The 21128-nt window shown below is 43.8% G+C and carries 15 protein-coding genes; 12 read left to right on the top strand and 3 right to left on the bottom strand.

Annotated elements, in window-relative coordinates; translation table 11 throughout:
• Positions 1–2 precede the first annotated feature (2 nt).
• Both EYC62_04905 and EYC62_04910 read right to left on the bottom strand, forming a co-directional pair.
• On the bottom strand, positions 3–1307 hold the full coding sequence (locus EYC62_04905) for a DUF1501 domain-containing protein (protein TAH35359.1): 1305 nt from the start codon (positions 1305–1307) through the stop codon (positions 3–5).
• Positions 1308–1323: 16 nt separating this feature from the next.
• Positions 1324–3378 (bottom strand): DUF1800 family protein, encoded by a 2055-nt coding sequence (locus EYC62_04910; GenBank protein ID TAH35360.1) that lies wholly within the window; start codon positions 3376–3378, stop codon positions 1324–1326.
• Between the two features lie 568 nt (positions 3379–3946).
• On the opposite strand from EYC62_04910, the gene EYC62_04915 reads away from it, so the two are divergent.
• The 12 genes from EYC62_04915 (at position 3947) to EYC62_04970 (ending at position 19906) form a co-directional block, all read left to right on the top strand.
• Positions 3947–5755: a DUF1800 family protein gene (locus EYC62_04915; GenBank protein TAH35361.1), complete on the top strand. Its 1809-nt coding sequence runs from the start codon at positions 3947–3949 to the stop codon at positions 5753–5755.
• A 1-nt stretch (position 5756) separates the two neighbouring features.
• Positions 5757–6998, top strand: coding sequence for a DUF1501 domain-containing protein (locus tag EYC62_04920; protein TAH35362.1), 1242 nt, complete (start codon positions 5757–5759; stop codon positions 6996–6998).
• An 88-nt stretch (positions 6999–7086) separates the two neighbouring features.
• The gene (locus EYC62_04925) at positions 7087–7500 is read left to right on the top strand and encodes an EVE domain-containing protein (GenBank protein ID TAH35363.1); all 414 of its coding nucleotides are present in this window, start codon (positions 7087–7089) and stop codon (positions 7498–7500) included.
• Between the two features lie 71 nt (positions 7501–7571).
• Complete coding sequence (locus tag EYC62_04930) at positions 7572–8072, top strand: tetratricopeptide repeat protein (protein ID TAH35364.1); 501 nt, start codon at positions 7572–7574, stop codon at positions 8070–8072.
• A gap of 1 nt (position 8073) precedes the next feature.
• On the top strand, positions 8074–8787 hold the full coding sequence (locus EYC62_04935) for an ABC transporter ATP-binding protein (protein TAH35365.1): 714 nt from the start codon (positions 8074–8076) through the stop codon (positions 8785–8787).
• Positions 8788–9531: an ABC transporter permease gene (locus tag EYC62_04940; GenBank protein TAH35366.1), complete on the top strand. Its 744-nt coding sequence runs from the start codon at positions 8788–8790 to the stop codon at positions 9529–9531.
• Positions 9528–11438 (top strand): hypothetical protein, encoded by a 1911-nt coding sequence (locus tag EYC62_04945; GenBank protein ID TAH35367.1) that lies wholly within the window; start codon positions 9528–9530, stop codon positions 11436–11438. Before EYC62_04940 ends, EYC62_04945 begins: the two co-directional genes overlap by 4 nt.
• Before the next feature lie 21 nt (positions 11439–11459).
• Positions 11460–12467: a hypothetical protein gene (locus tag EYC62_04950; GenBank protein TAH35368.1), complete on the top strand. Its 1008-nt coding sequence runs from the start codon at positions 11460–11462 to the stop codon at positions 12465–12467.
• Positions 12468–12897: 430 nt separating this feature from the next.
• On the top strand, positions 12898–14142 hold the full coding sequence (locus tag EYC62_04955) for a DUF4102 domain-containing protein (GenBank protein TAH35369.1): 1245 nt from the start codon (positions 12898–12900) through the stop codon (positions 14140–14142).
• A 136-nt stretch (positions 14143–14278) separates the two neighbouring features.
• Positions 14279–15553 (top strand): HNH endonuclease, encoded by a 1275-nt coding sequence (locus EYC62_04960; protein ID TAH35370.1) that lies wholly within the window; start codon positions 14279–14281, stop codon positions 15551–15553.
• A gap of 150 nt (positions 15554–15703) precedes the next feature.
• Positions 15704–17377: a site-specific DNA-methyltransferase gene (locus EYC62_04965; GenBank protein ID TAH35371.1), complete on the top strand. Its 1674-nt coding sequence runs from the start codon at positions 15704–15706 to the stop codon at positions 17375–17377.
• Positions 17378–17380: 3 nt separating this feature from the next.
• Positions 17381–19906, top strand: coding sequence for a restriction endonuclease subunit R (locus EYC62_04970; protein TAH35372.1), 2526 nt, complete (start codon positions 17381–17383; stop codon positions 19904–19906).
• A gap of 9 nt (positions 19907–19915) precedes the next feature.
• Here the strand turns inward: EYC62_04970 and EYC62_04975 are convergent, their stop codons facing one another.
• Positions 19916–20926 (bottom strand): restriction endonuclease, encoded by a 1011-nt coding sequence (locus EYC62_04975; protein TAH35373.1) that lies wholly within the window; start codon positions 20924–20926, stop codon positions 19916–19918.
• Positions 20927–21128 lie beyond the last annotated feature (202 nt).

A 21128-nucleotide genomic window follows, 5' to 3' on the forward strand; every position in this document is an offset into this window, starting at 1 on the left:
TATTAGCCGACAACCGGTTGCCAGGCGGTTACGCCCGGCAATATTTGATCCATTTGCGCGTTGGTTAAATTATACTGCGCTTGCAAGTAAAAGCGTATTACCGAATACGCATTAACATGACCGATTAAATCGCCGCTACCATTAATCCGGTTTTGCTGGATCGATCCGGCGCGCGCGTAAATGCCATTGCTGCCGGCCGAGCGGGTGAATAGCGGATTGCCGCTCATCACCATCATGCACGATCCATGGCCATGATCGGTGCCGAAATTGGATTGATTGGTCGGGCCATTGATTTGCGGACTGCGGCCGAATTCGGAAATGACCATCACGGTGGTTTTGCTCCATTCACCATTGTCGATCAACCCTTGGCGCAAGGCAGCCAAACCATTTGCCAGAGTGCGGAAAGTATCGGCATGACTGCCTCTCCAGCCGAAATCCGACATGACATGGCTGTCATAACCAAACATATTCATAAAAACAACCGATGGGGCTAGCGCGCCGCCGCCCAACAAAGTAGCGGCGATGCGGCAATTCAACACGAACGATCCAATCGAATAATCCCGGCCTAAAGCCTGCTGGCGCAAAGTAGGATCGGAGAATAAACTGTCGATCTGCGTGTTTTGATTGAAACTGGTTTCCAATTTTCCGCGATATGCTGGATTGGATCCATACATAGATACCATCAATTCGCGCAACACTTCCGGACTGGTCAATTGAGCGGGCGGCGAAAAATTGAATGCGCCATTGGCGCCGTTCAAAATTGCGCTTAAATTAGTATCGCCGGTTTGCATGGCTGGATTGGCGGTCATGCGATCTGCCGCGGTGTTTACCAGGCGCGCAAGAAATCCTGTGCTGCCTTGGGTTAATCCGCCGCGCATCATGGTATCGGTTTCTTCAAAATGCGATCTGGTATTGACGCCAAAAGGCCGCAATTCCGCGCCCATAATGAAATTCAATTGCCCAGCCGCATAAGCCGGCAATAATGGAGCCATAAAAGGATGCAGGGCATATTGATTGTGGCCAAGCGATAACGCACGCTCCTCACCTACCGGACGGCCTTGTACCCACTGATAACGCAATGGGCCATCCGGCGCTTCGGCCGCGTATTGGCCGCGAATATTGTAATATTCATTTTCAAAAACCGGCGCCAGAATAGAATATTGGTCCGCGCCGCCATTCAGGAAAACCAAAACGAATTTATTTTCCGATGGCAAATTGGCATAGGCAAAATCAGGCAAAAGAGAAGAAGCCATGAAAGCGCCGGTGCAAGCTCCGGTATTTTTCAAAAAACTGCGGCGATTTAACATAATATTCTCCTTTGGACTAACCACGATTAATCATAGGAATGGAAGACATAACAGCCGTTAATCCCATGCTGTTGCCGATTTGATTTGGCAGTAACGGGCCAGATCCACTATTTAAACGCGATAAAAGTATCGCGGTGCTGGATTGGGTGACAACTGTACCGAGAGGGCCGATGGCCTGATTGTAAAAATTGGCCGCTTGCATATTCAGTGGCAGCTCGCCCATTAAATTCGGAGCCTGGCATAATTTCACGCGGTTGACCAACTGCAATCCATCGATATTGTTTATGCCAGGAATATATCCGCGCACATCGCGTTGGAAACCCCAGGCTTCGCCAAGCCTTGAAATTTCATAGACGATCAAGCCTTCGACCGGATGCAGCATCATCATATTTTGTGATGCTATTTGTACGTCGCGATTGCCCCGGCCGTAATTTACGGCATAGCCGGGCAAAGTCCAATAACGCATATATGGAACCCAATTATACCGCATGTGCGTGTCAAAATTCCATTGATAGTCATTAGGCGTGATTTTTACCATGTCATTTTTAACGCGCAAAAGACGGATCAGGTATTCCATCGGGCGTACCGGATTCAAGCTGGAGATTGGCGAAGCGGCGGAGCCGCCGGCAACTAATTCGGTCAGTACCGCGCGCAAATCGCCCTGAGTGCGCATATAAGTTGCAACCAACCGGTCCCTTAAATTGAACGCGGTGAATGAATTCATGTCCGGCGTGTAGTAATAAGCAATCAGCTTGTTGGCGATTCTGGTGGCTGTAAACCGGCTGCGGGCCAAGGCGCGCAGGAAAGTTTCTCCGTGCGTCAGGCCTTCATTCGGATTGGATTGCGGAGGTGTGGTCGGGCCGCCGACTCCGCCGCCACCGCCACTGCCGCCTATGGCTCCATTTTCAAATTTAATATCGCCAAATGAAATTTGTCTTGCGTTATTGTCATGCGCGGCAGGATCGAAATAGAATTGTCCGACATCCGCGGCCGGTACGCCGAGCAGGGATGATAATGTACCCAAAGTTCCGCCGCGGCGAATGCGCCATCCCGTTAACAGGGCGGCGACTTTTTGAACGTCGGTAATGCCGTCATATCCGCTTTCAAGGCCAACCGTATGCAGTTCCATCAACTCCCGCGCATAATTTTGGTTGGCGCCTTGCGATCCTTGGTAGCCCTGACGGGTGCTGATGTCTAAGTTTAAATGCATCATCATGGCTGGGTGTTTGGCCACCATGATTAACAAATCTTCGAACTTGCCCAGACTTAATTTAGCGATATCGCTGAAATAAGAATGTTGCAGCATGGTTTTTTGAATTGCTTCTTGCGATTCGGTCTTAAAACTGAAATCTATTGCAAAATGATTTGTCCAGAACATGGCCCAATTCATTAGAATCGGATAATTGGTGGTGGCCGCATGGCGCAGGAACAGGGCGCTTTCGCGTTGCCAGATTTTTATCAAGGTCATATGCATATTGGCTGAACCCCAATCCACGTTGGGATCGGTGTTGCCGGGCGTACCTACTACGCCGCCATAATATCCACCCGCGCCGCTGACCAGTTCATGCTGGCTGAGGGCTCCATACGACAATTTACGTTTCCAATAATTTTGCTGATGCAGAATAGTGCTGCCAAAACCCTGTAGGAAATCGGCCGCTTGCAATCCGGTCAAAGGTATATTGACTTGATCGTCCACCCAACGACGCCAGCCGACCAGACGAATATTATCCAAGTCATTTTGCGACATGCCAAATCCAAAACGATAGGCGGCAACATATCCGTTGCGATCTGACGACGAATTTAGCCCTATATCGCGGCGTCCGGCAGAAATAGAGGTTATTAATTTGCTTTGCAGCTCGATCTTGTCGTCAACGGTCAGCATTTTGCTTAAAGCTACGTTGCGCGAGGCCAGTTTGCTATTGCTTCCTGTCAGTGTGGTGCTATTTAGTCGTTTTGGGGTGGATACTAATAATTGCTGGGCTACATCCAATGGCAAATCGGTTTTTGCCGGCGCTACGGTCTTTGCAAGATTTTGTAGCGACTTTTTATCATTGCTGGTTACATTTACCATGGTGCCCACCCTGAAATTTTTAAACTAATTATATGATCCTATCAAAAAATATTCTTATTGGCAACAATATTATCACAATAATTTTACTAAAATTAATTTCATATATCCGTTTAGTATAATATATTGCCAAATGATAATGGGGAACATTCCTTATCAATTCGTATTAAAAAAATAGTTTGAATTGCTTATAATTTTTGGCAAAACAGATCAAAATACATTGAAAAATCTATATTCTTGGACGTTGGGTAAGTTTATTTTGATGTAATTTCAAGATGTTAGTTATTAAATTTTGTATCAAATTTTAGTATATAAAACCCCATCAAAAATTGATTTTTCCTTTATGGATCCATGTTATTGTGGCTGGGTGATGGGAAGTGACGGGGTTAAGAAAAATAATTTAAGTATTAAGTTATTGTAATATAAGAAAAAGTACTTTTAATTATCCTAAAAAGATCTTTTTATATTGTTACGCTCCCATTTATGTGATAAATTAAAAGAATATTAAAAAGCATCTCTTGTCCTTATACGGTATCGGCTAACAAAGGACAGATAAAGGAGAGTAGGGCAAATGGCGACGATACAGAAAAATTCACAAAAATTTACCAAGAAAAGCAAGTTGGCTTTAAAAGCCGAAGTGCAGCCATTAGCTTCCAGGGCGGATACCGTCAAATCTGATTTTGTTTCGATGGAAACTAAAGTCGCTATGATTACCCGTGGAGTAGAAGCAAAAACATTTTCAGACCCTACTGCCATCACTCCGGGTATTGAAGCATTAGCAAGAGCCACAGGCGAGAATAATACTATTCGTAGCTCTTCCGGTAGTACTACCCAAACAACCACCGCTCGTGTTCGTCTTAGCGCGGATGTAAAAAGTCAAATGGCTAGAGCGGTTATAAGTGCTGGAGGAAATCCAAGTGATGGCGCTCCACCACCTCCGCCGCCACCTCGCCGCAGTTCTGATTACAATAATCAATTGGCTGCGCATCGCTATGGTTTCTTGCCAACTGGTGCCGAGATGGATCAAATGCGCAACATAGGCGTTCGTCCATGGATGACTAATCAGCTTAGCAATTCTGGTTTGGATTTTGGCAATGACGTTGTTCGCTATGATGAACGTTTGCGCTTGTTTTATGATTTTAGAAGTCAATATGGTGGCTTGACCACAGAACGCCTGCAGATTTTGTACAACAACTATAAGCTGGATGGTGTTCAGTATTACCGTCAGATGGCTTTGACCAATCGTCCAATACTGCATCGCTTGGCTCAATTTTTCTTTAATCATCTGGCCGGTAAATTCGGCATGGGTGATGCAGAACAGTATTCGATGGGCATTCAGTGCACATCATATTTTGCACACGTCATTCTGCCAAATATGTTTGGCAAATTCGAAGATATGGTTATGGCGGCCACCCGTTTTCCAGCTCTGATGCAACAGTACAGTGTTATAGACAGCATTGTGAATGGTAATGTTCAAGACTGGCCAAGAGAAATGATGGAATTACATACTGTTGGCTCTGATGCAGGTTATACACAAGCCGACGTTGTTGCCTTAGCCAGATTATGGACAGGTCATAAGATTCATCAAGCTGCAAATGCGACCGCAGACGCTAATGGTCGTATCGGAGGCCGTTGGTATTTCAACGCTGCGCAGCATGATGGAGGGGCTAAAAGCTTTCCATTTCTGGGTATTGAAATGGCTGCTTATACCAATGATCGTGCCTCTGGCCCGGATCGCTTGAATCAAGTTTTGACGGCTTTGGCTCGTCATCCTGCTACTGCTAACCGGATCGCTCATAAATTATTGTTCCACTTCGTCGGAGATGATCCGAGCTGGAGTGGCTTTCAAAGCGCTAAAGACAGGATTGCTCGGGTATTTATCGAAACCCAAGGCGATATTATGGCTATTGCCCGCGCCTTGCTGCTCGATATTAATGGTTTACATCCTGTTCCATTTAAATCGCCGCGTCCGCATGATTTATTGATGGGAATGGTTCGCGCTGGTAATTTGGTCACTCGCAATGCCAATGATACGGCTACAGAAAATGCGTTCTTGGAAACCATAATGACCAATTATTTGGCTGTTTTAGGCCGTCCGCACCTGCAAGTTCCCGATGTTCGTGGGTATTTGGTTGATAATGCGCGTTGGGTCAACGAAGGCAGTATTATGCAAATACTGGATCATGTATCGATGATTGCCCCACGGATTGCGGCAAAAATGTCGGCAGCGACATTCTATAGCAACGTAATTAGTGGTTTGGCGATGTCGCCATTTATGTCCAGCAGTTCGAGTGCAATCGAACAATTTGCCGCGACTGAACCATTAAATGCGATCATTTGTACCGTAATGAGCCCTGAAGTTTTAATGAGGAGAGCGTAACATGATTATAAATAGACGCGAATTTATTAAAAGCACAGGTGCTTGCATGGGTGCGGCTGCCGCATTGTCGGCGCCGAAAGTAAGTTTTGCTGGTCCGGTTATGGCCAAAAAATTGATCTATATTACTTGCCCGGGTGGATTGGATGGTTTTACTTTAACACCGCCGATTAATGACCCTGCTTATTATAGTTTGCGGTCCCAATTTGCTGTTCCACGCCCAGATGATAATAGTGCTCCGGTTGATCGCCGCGCTTTGTATTTAAGCGATACCTTCGGTTTACACCCGCGCGTGCCGGAAATGTATGGCATGTTCCAGCGCGGTGAAATGACTTTATTTCCGAACGTAAATTGGGCGCGCTATGGTTATAACACGGGCTCGCATTTTAACGAAATACGCCGTGCTGAAAATGGCATGGATCGCTGGGATAACGGCTCCACCTCTTTGGCTGGTTGGGTCAATCGCTTGCTAACCGTGTTGGAAGGTGAAAATAATCCTGGCGCTATCGCCGTTACTGGAAACCCTGTGTTGCCTGATGTTCTTCATGGTCCTGAAGTAACGGCAGTTTACATGCCTCCAGGACAAACCACCAGCCAACAAACCGATATGCGTTTGCGTCAGGTGATGGGTGGCCGCACTTTAGGGCGGGTTTATAGCACCGGCTTTGATCGTCGTGATGCAATGAATCGCGCTTTGAATGGCGCCAATGTGAACTTTAATATGTTCTCCAACTTCTGGGGCGCGCATGTGCAAGCACAAATCGCGGGCATATTGTTAGCTTCGGATCAACAGTATGCGCCGTCCATTTCAATCCTCAATATTGAGGGATGGGACTGGCATACTTATGAAAATAATGGTTGGGGATATCCGGCCGCGCGCTTGGCGCATTTATCCTTGGCGCTAGGCACTTTGGTTCAAACTTTAAAAGACCGTAATATGTTCCAGAATACCTTGATTGTGGTGGCTTCGGAATTCGGACGCCCATGCGCGCATAATGGTGTTGGCACCGACCACGGTCATGGCCAAACCGGCATTATCATTACTGGCAACCCGTTATTGATGGCTCAGCCAGGCCAGGGGATTGTTCTGAACGGCAATTATCCAGGATTCGCCAGCCGCGACCAATGGAACTGTATTCGTGACAATGGCCGTTATCAAAATATTATCCGGCAGTATGTCGCCGCTCATTTCAATTTGACCCAAGCGGAAATCGATTTTGTGTTGCCTTCGTTAAATCAAGCTTAGTTATTACGCGCTCCTACAAAAAGGCGGCTTAACAGGCCGCCTTTTTAACGTTCTTTAATTTGCCGCAAATTGGTTTATAGTCGGCCTTATGAATTACTGGCTTTTAAAATCCGAACCGTCCGTTTATTCCTTTGCACAATTGCAGCGCGATGGAAAAACCCACTGGAATGGCGTTCGTAATTACCAGGCCGCCAATAATATGCGCGCCATGAAAAAAGGCGATCTGGCATTTTTCTACCACTCCAACGAAGGCAAGGAAATTGTCGGAACCGCAACTATTATCCGCGAAGCCTATCCCGATCCGACCGATAAAACCGGTAAATTTGTGATGGTGGATATCAAGCCGGTTGCAAATTGGGAAAAACCGGTCAGCCTTGCCGCCCTGAAAACAGAGCCCACATTGAAAGATTTGCAATTAATCAAGCAATCCCGCCTGTCCGTCGTGCCGGTACGGCCAGGGGAATGGAAGAAAATATGTCAAATGGCGGGGGTAAAACCATAGATTTGGCGTTGATTGATTGAAATCGTCCCAGAGACTTGATACACCATTTTGGGGTCACGGAGTTATGGTGTATGACCGAAGTCACATTTAAAAGTAAAACACGCTTTATTGTTTTGTTCGCGGCCGCTGCTATTGCGTTCGGAATTTTTTATTTGGCCGATCCGCAAATTACATCCATGGACGAAGAAGTCGCCGCCGTCCAGATAGGACAGCGGTATTTGCGCCGCCATGACTATGATGAGGCGGTTAGGTCTTTGGTGGAAGCGGCTCAAAAATACCCGCAAAACCCGGATATTCGTTACCATTTGGGCTTGGCTTATGACGGGTTGAATCAGCATTATGTTGCCGTCAGCCAATATTCTCTGGCATTGCGTTATAATCAATATTTGCCCGGGGCCGTGTACGAAATGGGCAAGGAATATGTGCAATCCAATCAAATGAATTCCGCACAGGAAATGCTCGCCCGTTTGCAATCAACCTGCGCGCGCGGAATGGGGTGCGCCGAACGTGACGCCTTGGCGGCCGCCATGGCTAAACAGCGCGCCATGCAGGATTTAGAAAAAAGAAATTGAAATGACCGGCCTTGTCGCCCATCATTTGCATAAATCCTTCGGCTCTATTCAGGCGGTGCGGGATATTGGATTTTCAGTTCCGATCGGGCAAACCCTGGCATTATTGGGCCCGAATGGGGCCGGTAAAACCACCACTCTGCGTTTGGTCACGGGATATTTGCAAGCCGATCAAGGTTCCATCGCGATTATGGGCCATGATTTGCAATCCAGCCGGTTGGAAGCCCAGCGGCATGTTGGTTATGTGCCGGAAGGCGTGCCGCTTTATAATGAATTGACCGCAATCGATTATTTAAAATTTATGGCGGATCTTCGTGGACTTCAGGGTTCTAACAGAAGCACATCCTTAGACCGGGTGATTCAGGCGGCTGGGCTTGCGAATGTTTTAAAACAAAAAATTGATCATTTATCCAAGGGATTTAAACGCCGGGTTGGTTTGGCCCAAGCCTTGCTGCATGATCCATCGGTGCTGATTTTGGATGAACCGACCGATGGGCTGGACCCGAATCAAAAATATGAAATGCGGCAGTGGTTAAAGTCGGTAGCCAAACAGAAAGCCGTTATCATTTCCACCCATATTTTGGAAGAAGTCGAGGCGATGTGCAACCGCGTGATGGTGATTGACCGTGGAGTTATAGTTGCGGATACGACACCGCAAGAGTTTAACAAAGGCGGGATGGAACAGAATTTCCGCCGCCTGACGGCAAGGCAGGCATAGATGAATCCCATGCGCGCCATCATCAAAAAAGAATTTCTCAGCTTTGTGGCGGAGCCATTGTTGCTGGTTTTAGGCGTCGTGTTTTTGTCGGTATCGATGGCGCTGCCTTTATATTTTGGCGGATTTTTTGAACGCGATCAGGCCGATTTGCAATCTTTTCTTACTTTTATTCCTTGGATTTTATTGGTGCTGTCGCCTGCGGTCGCGATGCGCGCTTGGGCGGATGAAATGAAATCTGGCACAATTGAAACTATTTTCACCATGCCTGTCTTATTGCGGGATTGGGTAATCGGAAAATTTCTGTCGGCTTGGTTTTTATTGATCGTTTTAATTTTGTGCACTTTGCCGATGGTTGTTGTGTTGGCGTATCTAGGCAGTCCGGATTGGGGCGTATTGTTTGGCGGATATATCGCCACCATTCTATTGGCTGGCGCGTATTTAGCCGCGGCGCAATTTGCTTCTTGTTTGACCAAAAACCAAGTTATAGCTTTTGTTCTGGGTCTATTGATTTGCTTTATATTGACTATGGCGGGCAGCCGCATGGTAACCGGTTTTGCCGGGCTTAGCGAATTTGGATTGGGCTTTCTATCGCCATTATTATTGCAGCTCAGCGTGCAAAATTATTACGCCGCGATGATCGATGGCGCTTTCGCCCTGCCGTCGGTTTTATTCTTCGGATTGTGGATTGGCTTGTTCCAAGGCTTAACCTTGTTGGCGTTACAGCAAAAACAGGTGCGGCCATGATACAAAAATTAAAGCAAAAAATTCAAACCCTGCCGCCCCGCCGGCGGTTATGGACGCTGGTTTTCTTAATGCTGATTGGTTTTTTCGCCGTCAATTATATTTCCAATACCTATTTATCCGGCTGGCAGGTGGATCTGACCGAAGATAAGCAGCATAGTTTGTCCGCAGGTTCCATTAAAACTCTGCAGGAATTGCAGGAAAATATCGACGTTTATTTTTATTATTCGAAACGCCTCGATTATGAATCGCCGGATCACGCCTTGTTCGCGCGGCAGGTAAAAAATTTATTGAATCAATATAGCAATATCAGCAAAGGCCGGATCCGGTTGCATGATATCGATCCGGAACCTTATTCCGAACAAGAGGACCGCGCGATAGAATATGGCATTCGTCCGATTCCATTATATGGCGGCGCGCAGCAGGCTTATTTCGGTTTGTATGTGCGCAGCGGCCTTGGCAACAGCGCCGCGATTCAACAATTCACCCCATCGCGCGCGGGATTGCTGGAATATGATTTAACCCGAATTTTTTATGCAATGCTGCATCCCAAATTGCCGAAAATCGGCGTCATTACATCGCTGCCGATGGATGCGGATTATTTTTCACCGCTTGCGCGCGGCGATGGCGCCCCGGCGCCATGGTTTTTCTGGCTGCAGTTGCAACAATCGTATCAAATAGAAAAATTGGCGGAAAATATTTCCGCGATACCGGATCATGTCGAGGTTTTGTTGATTGTTCATCCCAAAAACCTGACCGAGCAGGCCATGTACGCCATCGACCAATATATGCTGCGCAACGGCAAGGCGGTAATTTTGCTGGATCCGCATAGCGAGGCCGCCGCCGCGCGCAAGGCCGCCAGCAAAGACATGCCGCCGCAAAATTCCGATCTTGGGAAATTGTTGGATCATTGGAAAATCAAGATCGATCCAAATTTTGTAGTGGGCGATAAATCCCTGGCGCATCGCGTGGTGATTGAAAACCCGGACCCGCAGGCGCGCAGCCAAAGCCAGGCGGTCAATTACGCTCCGTGGCTGCGGCTGGGCGTTGAGCAAATGAATGCGCAGGATGTTTTGTCGGCCAATACCAAGAAAATCAATTTGGCCACCGCTGGCGCGATTGAAATGGCCGATGGCGCATCTTTGCGTCTAACGCCATTGATTCAAACCACGACGCATTCGATGAAAATTCCGGTTGAAAAAATTCGTTACATGCCGAATCCCGAAGAAATCGCCGCCGAATTTAAAGATAGCGGCGAAGTTTATACTCTTGCCGCGCGCTTGACCGGCAATTTGACCAGCACCTTCGATGCGCCGCCATCTCCGCCCAAAGATATTAAACTGCCGGAATTTATCAAAGAATCGCAGAAACCCGCCAATATAATTTTGCTGGCCGACAGCGATATGACCGATGACCGGTTTTGGGTACAGGTGCCGGAAACGTTGCAGGCGGGTTATATCATCCCATCGTCCGGAAATGGCGATTTTATATTGAACGCGATCGATAATATTTTAGGCGGCGACGCGTTTTTGGGGCTGCGCACCCGCGATTCCGCCAACCGGCCATTGACCGTATTGAACGATATACGCAAATCGGCCGAAGAAAAATTCTCAGCCCAGCAAAAAGATTTACAGGCCAAATTGAAATCAGCCGAGGAAAAATTGAAGGAATTGCAATCGGAAAGCAAAGAAAAACAAGCCGAAGATTGGCAGCAAACTATTGTAGCGGCGCAAAAAGATATATTAACCACGCGCTCCGCCTTGCGCCGGGTTCAACTGGACTTAAACCGCGATATTCAAGGGATTGAAAACACGATCCGCTTGATTTTAATCCTGATTTGGCCATTATTATGGGCCATTATATTGATCTTTGGATTAAAAATCTGGCGTGGGCGTAAAGTGTCTTATTAAGCGCCCCATATTGGGACTTTGATGTTTAAAAGACGGGCAAAAACAAACTGGGTATTGGTGGCGGTTTTGGCCGCCGCGATTGCGGTATTGACCGCCATTATTTTTATATCCAACAAACCGCCGGTTTATGTGGCGCAGGAATTATCGCGCATAGAACCAACCCAGGTTGCGCAAATCGTGTTGCGGCAGAATGATAAAACCGTGCATTTATTCCGATCGAACGGTTTATGGTTTATGGCCAATCAGAATAATTACCCCGTCTCGAATACGCTGGTCGATAATGTGCTGCAATCCTTAAAACAAATCCAAAATAAAGGCGTGCAAGCATGGGGCGAGGGCAAGGTTGCCGAATCCGGCCTGGATGCCGATAATAAAAATGTATTGCGTTTGCAATTGCGCGGCGAGGCGAATCAGGTTATTGCCGATTGGCTGATTGGCCGGGAAATTGGCTATCAGGAATTTTTGGCGCGGGAAACTTCGTCTGACCAAATTTTAAATCTGCGTATTCCGCAAATGCCGAAAATCGACTTGAATTATTGGCAGGCGCAAATTTGGCAAGGGTTGGAAGATTCCGAATTCAATCAAATTATACTTGGCGTTGGCGAGCCGCAATCGATCGAATTAACCCGCACCGATGCCACGCAACAGGCCTGGAAAATAGCCAATTTACCGCGTGGCCGGGAATTGCGCGCCGACAGTCAAATTGTCAATGTGCCGAATATTTTCGTCGGTCAATTGTTCCAATCCGTTACACCGCTCAGCAATCTTAAAATTGCCGGCACGCAACGCTGGCGCAATCAGTTTTTTACATCGGATGGTATTACGATTATAATCACTCAGGCACGGCAAGCCGATAAAACCTATACGCATTTTGCGGCATCCGGCGCCGATCCCACCCGCCAGGATTGGATCAACCGCTTTAACGCCGCGCATGGCGCCTGGGCGTATGATATGGGCAATGATTTTAATATGCTGTTATCGCTGCGCATGCCATCCATCATCAAAGGCCGTAGTGCCGCGACGAGTTAGTAATCCATATTTGCAAGATAGTACTTACATCAGCCCAGCTTCGCTAAGGTTTCTCGCAGGGCATTTTTGCTTAACATTTCACGGAAAAATGGCGCACCCGTGAGGATAATTTTTTATGATTTACGCCCGACGGGCGCTCGCCCTATGGCTCGTGTTCAAATCCCGCTAGAAATTTAGGGTTGGTGTGGCGGCTGAATTCGAGCGGAAAATATAGTGGCGCACCCGTGAGGATTCGAACCTCAAACCTTCTGATCCGTAGTCAGTTATCCTATTTTCGCTGCATTTTTTCGGTGTTCTTTAAGTAATTAGAAATAAATGATTTTATTCATTTTTTGAATTAATTTGAATTTTTAAATTCGCTGGTTTACTCTTTCTAGTGGTAACTTATTGGTAACTCCACAATAGTTCGAATTAAGAGCGGAAAATAAAAATGGCGCAGAAATTAACCAAGAAATTGATTGATGGCTTTGAATATGAGGGCGAGGGAAGCCAACAGGATATTCGTTGGGATACCGAAATGCGGGGTTTTGGCGTTCGTATTTATCCAAGCGGCATTAAATCTTTTATCCTGTCTTACCGGCAAAATGGCACGAAGCGGATTTACGTTATTGCCCAGTACGGTCAAATAACCTTGGAACAGGCCAGGGAGCTCGCCAAGAAGCGTTTTGGGGAAATTGCCGACCGCAGAGACCCCTTACTTGAAAAACGCGCCACAAAGAAAAAGCACGAATGGACGGTTAAACGGGCGTTCGAGGATTTTCTTAAACATTATGCTCAGAAAAGAAACAAGCATTGGCAGGAAACCGAGCGGATATTTACAAAGGATGTTTTACCAAGTCTTGAGGTCATGCCCATCGATGAAGTTAAAAAGGACGATATTATTAAAATCCTGGATAAAATCCGGGATCGTAATTCCGGCATTATGGCGAATCGTACCCTGGCGCACATAAAGAAGTTCTTTCAATGGTGTTTGGAGCGTAACCTGATTGAATTCTCGCCCGTCATGGGTATTGGCAAACCAGCCGGAGAAGTAGAGCGTGACCGCGTATTACACGATTACGAGATTAAGGAAATATGGGATGCGGCGCAGGAAATGGGCTTTCCATTTGGATATTGCATCCAATTCCTAATCCTGACTGGTCAACGGCGCGGCGAAGTCGCCGCTATGCGTTGGGAAGATTACAATGAAGAAGAAAGGCTTTGGACGTTGCCAAAGGAATTTACTAAAACCAATCGGCAACACGAAGTTCCCATATCCGATCTTTCCGCTGATATTATTGAATCCTGCCATACACTCTTGTTGGGTGATTATGTTTTCACCAGTGCGGGGGATAGGCCGTTTGAGAATTTCTCGCGCGATAAGGAATTGCTGGACGACATGATTAACGCTAAACGTAAAAAGAATAAGCAATTTCCAGCCCCGATGCAGCCATGGCGTATTCATGATATACGCCGCACGGTGGCAACTGGAATGGCCAAATTGGGCGTTGCGCCCCATGTAGTGCAAAAGGTTCAAAACCATTCCACCGGTGCGATCAGCGGCATTGCTGCCATCTATAACAGATACGAATACGCAGACGAGAAGCGTGAAGCCCTGGATCAATGGGCCGCGCAAGTCCAAAAGGTTTTAAGCGAGAAAAGTGAGAAAAAAGACAAGAATAAAAGCGCGGCCTAGCCGCGCTGGCGATAGAATTTGATATTCAGGTTAAGTTCGCTTAACCTGTCGAAGATCGCTTAACAGTTTTGTTAAGCGTCCGGGGCTTAGTAACCCTCGTCACATAGCGGCCAATTGCATCTGGCCGAAACCAACGATGCTGCCTCTCCGTCCCATTATGGCCGGGAGGCGGCAGTGTATGTCCAAGCCTCGCGGCCAAAGAGTGTCGCGCCGTCTATGTGCGGTTACTAACTCCCGGTCACCAGAGAATTATCTCTGGTGGCCTTTTAGTTTTTGGGCGTTAGGGGATGGCATGTTTACGGTTTGGCTAGATAAGAAGTGGTGTATGTATTTTGATTCGTATGAAATCTTAGGCAAAGATAGTAAGGAATGGATTCTAACACACGGCACATGTAAGAAATGCAAAAGCAAACTATCTTTAGTAAAGCCCAATTGCGCCTGTAAGACTCTAAAGTCTGTAAGAGTTAGTAGTGATTACACTGACAAATTAAATGATATTTCCAGGATAGAAAGAAAAAGGGAAAGGGCCAGAGAAAGACAAGAAAACAGACTTTGGCATTTTCGAAGAAATGAAGGCCGTTATACTAAAAGCGATATCAAGGAATTATATTCTATTCAAGATGGACTTTGTTATTACTGTGGAGTTTCATTAAGGGACGACAATCACAAACCAAAATTTGAAATTGATCATATGGTTGCCCTTGCGGATGGCGGTTCGGAATGGCCTGACAATCTCGCTTTAGCGTGTAGACGTTGTAATCAAGATAAAGGAATGGGTTCGGAAAGAAGGCTGCGTAACAATTTGTATAAAAATTGTGATAGAGCCGTAATTAAAGAGGCCGTTGAAAGGTCTAAGAGGGCGCTACCATTTAAAAAGCTATTAGCTGATAAAAGAAGAAAAGAGTTCGAGGATACATATTATTTTGAAGGAAGTGCCTTTTCCTTATTTAGTAAATTTCTTCCTGCGGACTCGGAAATCAGCAAATACGAGTTGCAAGAAATAATATCAAACTTACTAGATCATATAGATAGCATCATTCTTAAGAATGGTTTTAGGAAATCAATTTCTAAACTTCTGAAAAAAGAGAAAATATTGCGCACAACTTTGAGAGTAATAATTATTGAGGCGATATATGAATTAATGAAGAGTTCTTATGGCGATAATGCTGATTTTAAGAAAAGATTCGATTTATCAGACTCGTTGGGATGGAATTGTGGAGTTTATTTGTCTGAGGACGAAGCACCCAATTATTACATTGATGATCAGTTGTGCGGGGGTAGTGGGGCGGTCAAGAATTTTAGGAAATCTGTAGTTGATTATATTATCAGCCCTTTAGAGAACAGAAGCGGTGTATTGCTAAACTTTTACAAGCTTTGTGTAGATTGTACTCAGGCTAAGGTTAGAAAATAATCAAATATGGCCTATAAGGCCTTATTTTAATAAAGATGTAGCTCAAATTATTAAAATATCCCCTGTTAGTAAGACTAGAGTTAAAATCTAAATCTAACCATGCTAACTTGTCATTTGTAAACACTAGTTGACAAAATGGGGCTTATCAAGGTGGTACAATTAAATTTTAAAGGAAAGCCATTTGTTCAGAATTTTCATTTAACTGTTCCTCACCATGAATTGATTCCGAACAAAAAAGCAAGTCTAACTGAAAAAATCAGCCTCCATGATAATCTAGTTATTCATGGGGATAATCTTAAAGCTTTGAAAGCTTTGTTACCCACTTACGCCGGCAAAGTAAAATGTATCTACATCGATCCGCCATATAATACGGGCAATGAGGGTTGGGTTTATAATGATAATGTCACCTCTCCTATGATGCAGGAATGGCTCGGAAAGGTTGTAGATAAAGAGGACTTAACACGCCACGATAAATGGTTGTGTATGATGATGCCTAGACTGCGATTGCTAAGAGAACTATTGCGTGATGACGGGGTAATATTTATTAGTATTGATGATAATGAAGTTACTCATTTGCGCCTTTTGATGGATGAAATTTTTGGTGAACTAAACTTTGTATCTCATATAGTAGTTCAATTAAATCCTAGAGGGAGGACGTTAGATAGATACTTAGCTAAAACACACGAATATATTTTGGTGTATGCAAAAGATATCAATCAAGCTGGACTAGTATCTATTCCTAAGACTGAAGAAGCCCTTGCAGAATATAAATATTCGGAAGGGAATCTGAGGTATAGATTATTAGAATTGAGAAATAGAAATCCAGTCTTTAATAGATCTAATAGGCCTAATCTATATTATCCATTCTATGTTAATTCTAAAGATGGCTCTATCTCCATAGAAAAGAAAAAAGGATTTGATATAGAAGTATATCCTCTCAATTCTAAGGAAGAAGAAGGGTGCTGGACATGGGGGCAGAAGAAAGCCGCTAGTTCCTTACACATGCTTGTTGCTAAACAAGTAAATACAGGGGCTTGGAGAGTTTTCAGAAAAGATTACGTTCCAGATGAGGGGGCCCTAACAAAGGCCAAATGTTTATGGATTGAGAATGATATTAATAATGAAAACGGAAAAGAAATTCTTCGTCAGGTGTTTGGAGGTGACTCTCCTTTTGATTTTCCTAAATCAATTGAGTTGGTAAAGAAATGCGTCCAATTGTCGACATCCTCAGATGAAGAAGATATTGTACTCGATTCTTACGCAGGATCTGGAACAACCGCGCATGCTGTTTTGTCTCTTAATAATGAGGATAGTGGAAATCGTAGATTTATAGCCATAGAATGTGAGAATTATGCTGATAGCGTAACCGCAGAAAGAATAAGGAGAGTTATAAAAGGCATACCGACCGCAAGAAATCATGATTTACAAAAAGGATTGGGCGGTGGTTTTAGTTATTTTGACCAAGGTAATGCCTTGGCGGAAGAGAATCTTTTAGAGGGCAAAAAGTTGCCATCATATGAAGAATTAGCAAGATATCTATTTTTCACTGCTACTGGTGAACAATGGGAAGAATCTCGACTCAATCATAAATCTAATTTTATTGGAGAGTCAAGCAATCACCTTGTGTATTTGTTTTATAAGCCTGATCTAGAATATTTAAAATCTACCGCTTTTACGCTAGATCGTGTTGAGGCTTTAGGTGAGTATAAAGGTAAGAGAAGATTGGTATTCGCGCCTACTAAATATCTTGATCAAGAATATTTAGACCGCTTCCGTATAGATTTTTGTCAGTTACCATTCCAAATATATAAACGAATGGAATAAGATATGGAATTAAAGGAGTATCAACGCCGTTCGTTAAAGCAGGTTGAGAATTATTTAATTAACCTGAAAGATTGTTATGGGCGCGTTAAGCAAAACAAAGAGCTGGCAGATTTTGATTTTGCAGAAATGGCCTGGAAGAAAACAGCCAGCGTCAAGAGATATAACAGTAAACAGAATGGATTGGGGCATTCAATACCAAATTTTTGCCTTAAGATACCGACTGGTGGAGGTAAAACCTTACTAGCGACTAAAGCAATTGATCTGGTTAATACTCACTATAGGCAACAAAAAACCGGGCTTGTGCTGTGGGTAGTGCCATCAACCCAGATATATAATCAGACTTTACGAACACTAAAAAATAAAGATCACCCTTACCGCCAACAACTAGATCTTTCTTCAGCTGGAAGAACTAAAGTTATTGAAAAGGGAGAAAAATTTACACCTTTAGATTTATCAGAAAATTTAATTGTTCTATTATTAATGCTACCCTCTGCCGCGCGGCAAAATAAAGAAACATTAAAATTGTTTAGGGATAGCGGAGGATTTCAAGAATTTTTCCCTGGTGAAGACCAGCCCGATAAGCATGAAGAGTTATTAGCTAATATTCCCAATTTAGATTTCTTTGGTCAGGAGAAAGGGTTTTGGAAAAGACAAATCAAAACATCTATGGGGAATATTTTGCGAATAGTTAAGCCTATAATTATTCTTGATGAAAGTCATAAAGCTTATAGCGAAAATGCTCAACAAACATTATGCGGATTTAACCCTTGTATTATTATTGAATTAACAGCGACTAATAAAGACGATAGCAATGTACTGGTCGACGTAAAGGGTAGGGAGCTTGATCAAGAGCAAATGATAAAGCTTGATCTACATATTCACAATCGAGCCAATTTGGATTGGAAAGATTTATTGCTTGAAAGCATAAAAAAACGGGAGGATCTTGAACTATTATCCCAGAAAATGGAAAGCAATGTGGGGAATTATGTAAGACCCATTATGCTAATTCAAGTTGAACGAACCGGAAATGATCAGAGAGATGATAGAAAAGTAATACATTCGGAGCAAGTAAAAGAGTATTTGATTAACACATACGGTATTCCATCTGACCAAGTTGCAATTAAAACCAGTACAAAAGATGATTTAAAAGAAATTGATGACACTGGCGGTTTGTTAGAGAGAAGTTGCCAGGTGCGTTACATTATAACAAAACAAGCCCTCCAAGAGGGTTGGGATTGTTCTTTTGCATACATCCTCACCATTCTTACTAATGCTGGCTCTGAAACCGCACTAACACAATTAGTCGGGCGTATTTTACGACAACCTTATGCTAGAAAATTCTCGGATGAATATCAACCTCTGAACGAAAGTTATGTATATACTTTTCAGCAGCAACCCAGTGCATTGTTAGAGCAAATTAGAAAAGGTTTTGAGTTAGAAGGTTTAGGAGATTTAGGTTTAAGAATTTCAAGAGATGATATTAATCAGATAAAACCTGAGATAGTGCCTAAAATAAGGGAGAGATTTAGGGATTCTGCTAGCACTATTGCTTTGCCGTATTTTGCAAAAAAAGATGGCAAGAACTGGCGACCAATTAGTTATGAAATGGATATTTTAAGTCAAATTAATTGGGGGCAGGTTGATTTGAATCCTCTTTTTAATCTACAGCTTAATGCAAGAGAAAGATTGTCCCAAGATTTAAGAGTTAATCTCAACAGAGATTTGATAGGAAATGAAGAGTTAATTAGCTGGAGTGGAGAGGCTAGTATAATAAAGGAGCGACTCAAATACGACCCCGCTCTTATTGCTAGACATTTGGCTGAAGATATTCTTCCTAATCCTTGGGTTGCGTATGATATTTCCAAATCTATTTTTGAGGTTCTAAAGTCCAAGTTTGATGAAAGCAGAATATTAGATGAATTTATTTACATTATACAGGCCACTAAGAATCATCTTTCGAATGAGAAAAACAGACTTGCAGAAGATATTTTCAAAAAGTCTTTGAAGGAAGAAACAATTAATTTCGTTGTAATTAGCAATGGCTTGTTTGACATCACAAAGCCCATTAAAACTAAGGATACGAAGCGTTTAACAAATAACAAAGCTTTGCCTATTCAGGCTTCTTTATTTGATGCTGTTATTGAAGATGATTTTAATCAAGACGAAAAAGAGTTTGTGTGGTTTCTAGAAGAACAGCAATCGCTTTTCTGGTGGTATAGGAATGTGCCTAGACAGGGCTACGCATTACAGGGATGGCAAAAAGGAAGAATATATCCAGATTTTATATTCACTGTAGAGGAGGACTCTCAGCCGGATGGGAAAGTGTATGTTGTGGAGTATAAAGGCGTTCATTTAAAGGGTAACGAGGATACCTCCTATAAGCAGGCCGTATTTGAAATTTGTAATGATGCCGCAATGAAAGAGATTGACTTCAAAACGCTGGATAAAGCATTTAAAAATAGAGCAATCCAATTTGAAGTTGCTTATGGGGATGAGTGGCAACAAAAATTCAGGCAACTGTTAACATAAAATCACAATTTATTCTTCATCTACTAAAATCCAACTTCTTTGTAGTGGGATTTCAGCCTGTATTTCAGAAGGGAGTTTTTCATAAACCTCTTGAATCTCTTGAACTAATTTTTGATCATTCCAAAGTCTAATTTGAAAGAAATTACGCCTAGCTTCTTCAATAACAGTAGGTTTAAATCCTCCCCAGGATACTAGTAAGCCATGGTCTGCTTTAAACTTCTGCATAACACCTTGAAGTTGATCTAGAATCTCTCTTCCAACTGCACCATCACCAGATTTAACCTGGACACAGATTCTGGGGTGTTCAAAACCCATAACCCCTCTTGCGGCAAGAATGTCTACGCCGCCATCTGCTCCTTCGGGACATAAATCTGTTTCATAGCCTTTGGCTTTCAGAACAGCCTCTACCAATTTTTCCATATTTCTGCCGCGAAACTTCCTTCCGATAAAGTCGCTTAATTGATCGGCGGCCAAATCATAGAGTCCTAAGCCAGATTCACTTGGTATATCTTTATTGCTATCGGGGATTTTGTCTTTTGTGTTGGGTCGCGTAATCATTCTTTTAATACGAGCTTCCGCATCATTTCTATCAACTTTAAAAACAGTTTGAATCGCACCAAACGAATATTTCAGATCTGAGTCAAATTTAGAGCGCAAGATAGGTTCGGGAAGCCATTCCACTTTTCTACAGTGCCTCATATCCTCTGGGTTATCTGCCTTATAAAAATAATCTCCTACTACTTTGCCAAATGCAATAGCAGGTTGATTTTTGAGTGGTAATGCAATGGTGTCACCAATTTTTATACCACTTAGAAAAGCCCATATTTGATTCGCGTGATTATTTATGCGGCCAGATTTATTATTGGAATATACTTCAGCCAGTGTCCGCTTTAAGTCATCTTTTGTTTTGAATTTAGCAAGATCAGGCATTTCACCCCAGCCAATAAAAGAAAGATTATCTTTTAATGCTTTATCTTCTCTTTCGCCTTTTCTTCCAGCACGTACAACCCAGATCGTCATTATTTGCTCCCCCAAAAAGAACTAAATCTTCCAACGAATAGTACCGCAATTACACTGTGTATATTTTTCATTCTGGTTAATCGCTTCCCAAATAGGTTTCTTACAAGAGCCACAATAGAAAAGTTGAATAGTGGTTTCACACGAAAGAATAAATTCTTCGGCTTCCTCTTTAGTAACTGGCTTGCCATGACTTCCTCTATTT

Source organism: Alphaproteobacteria bacterium (assembly GCA_004295055.1).
GTDB lineage: Bacteria > Pseudomonadota > Alphaproteobacteria > SHNJ01 > SHNJ01 > SHNJ01.

Bases quoted from the DNA above. Each gene is read 5' to 3' on its own strand.
- EYC62_04905 (TAH35359.1), bottom strand. From the start codon at position 1,307: ATGTTAAATCGCCGCAGTTTTTTGAAAAATACCGGAGCTTGCACCGGC.
- EYC62_04910 (TAH35360.1), bottom strand. From the start codon at position 3,378: ATGGTAAATGTAACCAGCAATGATAAAAAGTCGCTACAAAATCTTGCA.
- EYC62_04915 (TAH35361.1), top strand. From the start codon at position 3,947: ATGGCGACGATACAGAAAAATTCACAAAAATTTACCAAGAAAAGCAAG.
- EYC62_04920 (TAH35362.1), top strand. From the start codon at position 5,757: ATGATTATAAATAGACGCGAATTTATTAAAAGCACAGGTGCTTGCATG.
- EYC62_04925 (TAH35363.1), top strand. From the start codon at position 7,087: ATGAATTACTGGCTTTTAAAATCCGAACCGTCCGTTTATTCCTTTGCA.
- EYC62_04930 (TAH35364.1), top strand. From the start codon at position 7,572: ATGACCGAAGTCACATTTAAAAGTAAAACACGCTTTATTGTTTTGTTC.
- EYC62_04935 (TAH35365.1), top strand. From the start codon at position 8,074: ATGACCGGCCTTGTCGCCCATCATTTGCATAAATCCTTCGGCTCTATT.
- EYC62_04940 (TAH35366.1), top strand. From the start codon at position 8,788: ATGAATCCCATGCGCGCCATCATCAAAAAAGAATTTCTCAGCTTTGTG.
- EYC62_04945 (TAH35367.1), top strand. From the start codon at position 9,528: ATGATACAAAAATTAAAGCAAAAAATTCAAACCCTGCCGCCCCGCCGG.
- EYC62_04950 (TAH35368.1), top strand. From the start codon at position 11,460: ATGTTTAAAAGACGGGCAAAAACAAACTGGGTATTGGTGGCGGTTTTG.
- EYC62_04955 (TAH35369.1), top strand. From the start codon at position 12,898: ATGGCGCAGAAATTAACCAAGAAATTGATTGATGGCTTTGAATATGAG.
- EYC62_04960 (TAH35370.1), top strand. From the start codon at position 14,279: ATGCTGCCTCTCCGTCCCATTATGGCCGGGAGGCGGCAGTGTATGTCC.
- EYC62_04970 (TAH35372.1), top strand. From the start codon at position 17,381: ATGGAATTAAAGGAGTATCAACGCCGTTCGTTAAAGCAGGTTGAGAAT.
- EYC62_04975 (TAH35373.1), bottom strand. From the start codon at position 20,926: ATGACGATCTGGGTTGTACGTGCTGGAAGAAAAGGCGAAAGAGAAGAT.